This is a genomic window from Geitlerinema sp. PCC 9228 (genome assembly GCF_001870905.1).
GTDB lineage: Bacteria > Cyanobacteriota > Cyanobacteriia > Cyanobacteriales > PCC-9228 > PCC-9228.
The window spans coordinates 1-5095 of sequence record NZ_LNDC01000041.1 but is presented as its reverse complement, the minus strand read 5'-3'; the positions used below and the strand labels follow the sequence as shown (position 1 = coordinate 5095).

The following is a 5095-nucleotide window of genomic DNA, read 5'->3' as shown; positions in this document are numbered from 1 at the left end:
CAGTGTGGGGATTACTGCCAGTTCCAGCGACCCCGATATCAGCGATACAGTTACCTACAGCCTCAGCGATGATGCTGATGGTCGCTTTGCCATTGATGACAATAGTGGTGAAGTCACCGTAGCCGATAGTAGCCAATTAGATGCAGAAACAGCTAGTAGCCATACCATCACCGTTGAAGCCAGCGATGGCAGCAATACGATTAGCCAAGACTTTACCGTTAGCATTACCGATGTGAATGAGGGAGATACCGGCGACACAGGGGATGATACCGGTGATAGCAGCGATACGGGGGATGATACCGGTGATAGCGGTGATACCGATGATACCGGTGATAGCAGCGAGATACGGGGGATGATACCGGTGATAGCGGTGATACCGATGATACCGGTGATAGCAGCGATACGGGGGATGATACCGGTGATAGCAGCAATACGGGGGATGATACCGATGATACCGGTGATACCGATGATACCGGTGACACGGGGGATGATACCGGTGATACCGGTGATACCGATGATGCCGGCGATGACGCTAGTGCAAGTGGGAGTGATAGTGACTCTGGGAATGTTGGTGGCGGTGGTAGTGGTGGCTTGCCTTCGCCATTGCCAAGGGAATCGCTGGTTACTGTTGGGTCTACGGTCACTCTGGAAACGGAAACCAATACGGAATTTGAATTCTCGAATATTTCGACCAGTAGTGGTGCCAGCAGTGTCACCGTTACTTTGAGTGCCAGAAACGGTACTTTAAGTCTCGATCGTACAGAAGGTCTGTTTCTTCGCCAGGGAGATGGTGAAAATGATGCCAGTTTGAGCTTTTCTGGTAGTTCGGAAAATGTAAATGCGGCACTGGCAAGTCTCAGTTTTACCCCAACGCCGGGGTTTGCTGGCGGTGCGAGTGTGGAAATTTCTGCCAACGATGGTGCCAATACAGATACGGATATCATCCAGTTGCAGGTGGTTCCGGCAGATGATGGCATTGATGAAGATTTCCAAATTCAAGTGCAAGTGCCTGTTTTTGAAAATCTACCAGCTACCAACACAACCATGATTGGCAGCGAGTTGAACAATGTGTTGCTTGGCAAGCCTGGCAATGAGAGGTTGGAGGGTCGACAGCGAAATGATTTTCTGCTAAGTGGTGCCGGCGACGACCAACTTTATGGTGGGGAAGGCGATGATTCGTTCCGTGGTGGTCTCGATCGCGATGTTGCTTTTGGCGAACAAGGTCACGACCTGATATTCGGTGATTTGGGAGGGGATAGCCTCCACGGTGGTCCGGGGAACGATACGATGGTTGGCAACAATGGTACGCCATCGGGGAATTTTGATGGATCGGATGTTTTGATTGGCGATCGCGGTTTTGATGCGTTGTTAGGCAATGAAAGCGACGATAGTTTGTATGGCGGTGCAGACAATGATACCCTACGCGGCGGTCGTCAGGAGGATTGGGTTGCTGGTGGTACTGGTAACGATTTGGCTTTCGGCGACCTGGGTAGCGATACGATCGCTGGCGAAGCTGGCGACGATACTTTGGTTGGCGATAATGCTGGCACCAATACGTTACATGGTATGGATTTGATTGTTGGTGGTGAAGGCAACGACCTGGCTTTTGGCAATCAGGGAGACGATAGTCTCTACGGCAATGCGGGGAACGATACGCTTTATGGCGGTCAAGACGACGATCTATTGATTGGTAACGATGGTAGCGATGTTCTCCATGGCAATCTTGGCAGCGATCGCCTTTTTGGTGGTAGTGGTGGTGATACGTTTGTCATCTCTGCGGTGACGGGTAGCGATATTGTGGTAGATTTTGAAGATGGTGTGGATACGCTGGCACTGGGAGGAAATCTCAGTTTCCCGCAGCTGGTCATTACCCAAGCGGCAGGTGGTACGGTAATTTCCGCAAACGGTCAAACTCTGGTTGGTATTACGGGGGTAGATGCTACGGATATCTCGATCGAGGATTTTCCATCTTCGGGTAGCTAAGGCAGTGATTTTGGCGATCGCGTTGCTAGGTCAGTGGTTTTCCCACCCATCTTTTTGCGATCGCTTGCTTCCTATATCACAAAAGAAGAAAAAAAGCAACAGAGGAAACACAGGAATCCAGTAAAATCTTCTTGAAGCTTGCTTCGTATTTTTGTGAAGTTTTTTTGGTCTGTTTTGATCTATCTTTTCAATCCCAACTTGTTATATTATCCTTGGTAGAGCAGTTTTCTATTTTGCAGCTGGCGGCTTCTCAAATATATTCAAGAAGTTTACCAATGGATGTTTTGTGTCGTTTGACGGGAACTTAACCTATCCAACTTACTTCGTGTAGCTAGAGGCTATTTTATTAGATTCGTAGTCCGTTGGATTGTAGCGATCGCTGGCGATCGCCAACTAGCCAAAACGAGTGTTATTTTTGTTTGAACAAATGAGTGTTATCGTTCTATCTATTAGAAGCTTTTCGCAATACGATCGCGGTTCCCGAAGCTCATCTGGAGATATAATGAGCATGTGGAGGAATCCATTTTGGTGGATGTGTTCGATGCCACCAGTTGGATATGGTTGTTTCTCTGGTTGCGGATGAAGAAACCATTGACGCCAAAAATCCGCCATTCTACGTAAGTTTTTCCGCGAAATAGCCGAAGTCTGCATAAAAGGAAATCGCAGATAATTAAAAAGTACAGTGGAAAACTTGTAAAGTTATCTCAGTATGCCAACTTTTCTCTATAGTTGGTTGGCAGATGTATTTTTCCGAACATCTCTCTCTTTTTCTTACTCCCTCAGCAGCCTTAAGGTGCTACAATGAACCAAGTTACTCCCATCTACCAAGGCAAAATCGCTTCCCATCCCGCGATCGCTACCAATTGCGATCGCACCCAAGCTTCCAAAAACGCTTCTACCTACGGGAACTACCAAAACTGCAGCCAGGAATCTCCGAAAAAAGTTATCTTCTTAGATGAGAGAATTCCAGATTTAGAAATTTTAGCCACAAACGCGATCGCTGGATCTGAGATTGCAATTGTCAATCGCCACTGCGACGGCATCCACCAAATTTCCCAGCATCTGCGAAATTTTCCCTACCCTGTAGAAGTTCACTTGGTCTGCCACGGTTCTCCTGGTAGTTTGGATTTTGGCAGCAACGGTCTGCGTTTAGACAATATTGATGCCTATCGCCACGATTTGCAGGCATGGAATATTTCTACTTTGGTTCTGTACGGCTGTAATGTGGCAGCGGGAGATGCCGGTAGCGAACTGATCGAGAAGTTGCAGCAATTTACTAATGCCAAAATTGCCGCCTCCACTACCAAAGTTGGCAGTTCCGCTTTAGGTGGTAGCTGGACGTTAGATGTTTTTACTCACGAGAAAAATTCAAAACTGGCTTTTTCTCCCGATGGCTTGCAAGCGTATCGTTTTGTGTTTCCCGAACCGATTGATAGTATTTCGTATGACAATGAAGATTTACCGGACAATTCTACACCACAATTTACCGATGGAAAAACATATACTTTTCAAGTAGGAGATCCTAATAACAGAAATATTACAGGATTTGAAATAAATTCAAATTCATACAATTTCGTTCAACTTCTTGATAAAATAAAAATCAACAGAGTTGACAACACTCAAGTCAGTGGAAAACAAGAAATTCTATGGTACGAAGCCGAGTCGAGCGACGATTCAAATGTATCAAATGTAAATCTTCGACCAACATTTGTGGATACCATGGAAGATGTTTTGTTGGGTCGAACGCTGAATCGTGGTGTAGATAACCTTTTCACTAACGAAAATAATAAGGAAGGAAATCAGAATAATATTGAAAGAGTCGATTTTATATCAACTACAGGCATCAGCGCTCCTGCAAGTAACAAACTTGAGGAAATTGGCTTTGCTCTTTTTGAACGTGGTGGCAACGATGAGATAAAAATTGCAGCCATTACTGGTATCGACGAAAATGGTCAGGCAAATTCTTTTGGGGACGCAATAACAGTAGATTTCAATTCGTCCAGTTCTGTTTTCGATCCACCTGAACAACAGTTCATTTTTCGAAAGGAACCGGAATCAAATTTTCAAGAGGCTGACACTACAAATCAGGACATTGCAGGTGCTTTTATTTCTTACAGTGACTTAAACATTAGCAATAATCAAACTTTCTACGGCTATGCCATTTTTGGAAGTGATGTAACTGATGTTAACGGGGATATTACTGATAATGGTGCTTACCCAAGAAATACAGAGGACGACAGTGGTTTGGACTTAGTTGGAAGTGGTAGTGTTTTCGCTGTCAATGGAGCCGCTCCTCCTATAGTTGACCTTGATAGTAATGATAGCAGCGGTGCCACCGGGACAGGATACCAAACCACCTGGACAGAAGGTGATGGTGGTGTGGCTATTGGCGATAATAGCGATATCACTATCAAAGATGCCGATAGTAACCAACTTCAATCGGCAACCATAGAACTCACCTCGCTACCCAATGGCAACTTGGAAAGTTTGTCGGTGAGTGGTTCTTTGCCAGGAGACATTACCAGTTCTTACGATCCTAATACTGGAATCTTAGAGTTGACGGGAAATGCCTCTGTTGCAGATTACCAAGATGCGATCGCGCAAATTCAATATAACAATACCTCCGACAATCCCGACACCAGCGATCGCAGTGTAGAAGTTACGGTTACAGACAGCGATGGCAACCAAAGTAACATTATTGCTACCACAACTATCCAAATTTCTCCCAACGACCCTCCCACAGCAGCAGACGAAACCACCATCACCATCAACGAAGATAGCAGCCATACCTTTAGTGAGAGTGACTTTGGCTTTAGCGATGCCGATGGGGATTCCTTACAAACCATCACCATAACCAACCTGCCAAGCAACGGTAGCCTGCAACTCGATGGTAGCGACGTCACCGCAGACCAGGAAATTGCTGCTGACCAGATTGGCAATTTGGTATTTACCCCAGATGCGGATAAAAATGGGGACAGCTATGCCAACTTTGATTTCACTGTCAACGACGGTACGACAGATAGCGAAGCCAAAACCATTACCATCGATGTCACGCCGCAAAACGACCCGCCTACAACATCTAACAACACCATCACCATCAACGAAGATAGCA

At 45.9% G+C, this 5095-nt stretch carries 3 protein-coding genes; all 3 read left to right on the top strand.

The window, feature by feature from the left end; translation table 11 throughout:
* A partial coding sequence (locus AS151_RS22700; RefSeq protein WP_170861290.1) for a cadherin repeat domain-containing protein occupies nt 1-727 on the top strand: 727 nt, incomplete at its 5' end.
* Between the two features lie 317 nt (nt 728-1044).
* A complete protein-coding gene (locus tag AS151_RS21885; RefSeq protein ID WP_244532839.1) occupies nt 1045-1983 on the top strand; it encodes a calcium-binding protein in 939 nt (312 codons plus the stop codon).
* 801 nt (nt 1984-2784) lie between these two features.
* On the top strand, nt 2785-5095 hold a 2311-nt coding region (locus AS151_RS02830; protein WP_139240471.1), incomplete at its 3' end, for a DUF4347 domain-containing protein.